Annotated in this window: 1 protein-coding gene and 2 tRNA genes; 2 read left to right on the top strand and 1 reads right to left on the bottom strand. The window is 36.8% G+C overall.

Going from position 1 to position 1,542, the window contains the following annotated elements:
- Positions 1-118 precede the first annotated feature (118 nt).
- Both ON15_RS00070 and ON15_RS00075 read left to right on the top strand, forming a co-directional pair.
- Positions 119-190: transfer RNA gene (locus ON15_RS00070), tRNA-Glu, on the top strand.
- A 2-nt stretch (positions 191-192) separates the two neighbouring features.
- A tRNA-Thr gene (locus ON15_RS00075) sits at positions 193-265 on the top strand.
- 84 nt (positions 266-349) lie between these two features.
- On the opposite strand, the gene ON15_RS12250 is transcribed toward ON15_RS00075, so the two are convergent.
- Positions 350-1,489: a tyrosine-type recombinase/integrase gene (locus ON15_RS12250; RefSeq protein WP_040524562.1), complete on the bottom strand. Its 1,140-nt coding sequence runs from the start codon at positions 1,487-1,489 to the stop codon at positions 350-352.
- Positions 1,490-1,542: the final 53 nt, after the last annotated feature.

Genomic DNA, 1,542 nt, shown 5'->3' on the forward strand with positions numbered 1-1,542 from the left:
GGATCGGAAGCTGCCGTGCTTGAAGTAGCTCGTGAAAATGAGGATAACTAGTATTTCACTGATTATTGTCAATTATTTTCCGGGCTTTTTTGGTGATAGGCCTGAATTAGGCCTATTTGACCCGTTGGTCAAGTGGTTAAGACACCGCCCTTTCACGGCGGTAACATGGGTTCAAATCCCGTACGGGTCATTGCCAGCTTAGCTCAGTTGGTAGAGCATCGGTATCGTAAACCGAGGGTCACAGGTTCGAATCCTGCAGCTGGCATAAATACCTTATTCTAGCTTAGCCTAGCTTATCAAAAAAGCCTTTATATAGGCTTTTTTATTTTTAACTTGGTTCTAGCTTAGCCTAGTTTAAATTATTTTGTTGCAATGGTGTTGCAATTTTTGGGCCAGGGTGTTGCAATTTGTTCAAATTTTTTTCAAACAAATCATCTTGGCGTGCCTTGAATTCATCAAGCAAATAAGCATACGTATTGATCGTTGTTGAAATGTTTGAATGACCTAATCTTTTACTAATTGCATAAATTGATATACCTTGTGAGAGCAAATATGCAACGTGAGAATGCCGAAGCGAGTGAAAATGAAAGTTCTTTTTCTGCAGTCCCAACTCGTTTAACAGCTCTTTCAACATTTGATTAACTGAGTTAGAGGTGGGAACTGTTTTAAATTGACTCATAAATACCATTTCAGATCCATTAGATTTTAACTCCATCAGCCAATCGATCAACTGCTGATTGATTCTAATTATCCGTTTAGAGCTTTCATTTTTGGTATTTTTAAAATCACCTCCGCGTGTATAATCCCATGCTTTATTAATACTAATTGTTTTCCAAATCGGATTAATATCTTTCCATGTGAGTGCTTGTATCTCGTCTAAACGCATTCCAGTATAAATAGCAGTTAATATCATATATCTGCTTGGATAGTGTATATTGCGCTTTTCTGCAGTGGCATTAACAAATCGCTGCAACTCGTCTAAGTTTAGATAATCAACTTTGATGGCTTTAGTATTATTAAATGTTAGTGTGACGCCTTGTGTGAAATCTTTCTGGATCAAATCATCTAATATCGCAGACTTAACACACCCTCGGATAATTGTATTAGTTTTATTAACTGTGTCCTTAGCATGAGTAGCTCCAAACTTATTGATAAATTGCTGATAATCGTAGCGCTTAATTGATTTTGGCTGACGCTTGCCAAAATATCTAATAAGTAGCCACTGAATAATTTTATAGCGATTAATCGTCTGATTAACCAGTTTAGGCTCTTTATAAGCAGTGAACCATTGATTAAAATAATCAGTAAAAATTACATCTTTTGTACTTAGTAATCCTTGATTGGTTTCAATTTTAGCTTTTGACGCCCACAGTTGAGCATCTGCTGTAGTCTTGAACCCAGCCTTATATTTTTGATGATGTTTGCCATTAACCGTCCAATTAATACGAGCAGTCCAACCGCTGCTTAGTTTTCGAAAACTGACGGGTATGTGTTAGTGTAAAGTTTTTCTCGGTAAGGGGTTTTCAAATAAAAAGAAGGCCA

Origin of the sequence: Liquorilactobacillus vini DSM 20605 (assembly GCF_000255495.1) — a bacterium.
Classification (GTDB): domain Bacteria; phylum Bacillota; class Bacilli; order Lactobacillales; family Lactobacillaceae; genus Liquorilactobacillus; species Liquorilactobacillus vini.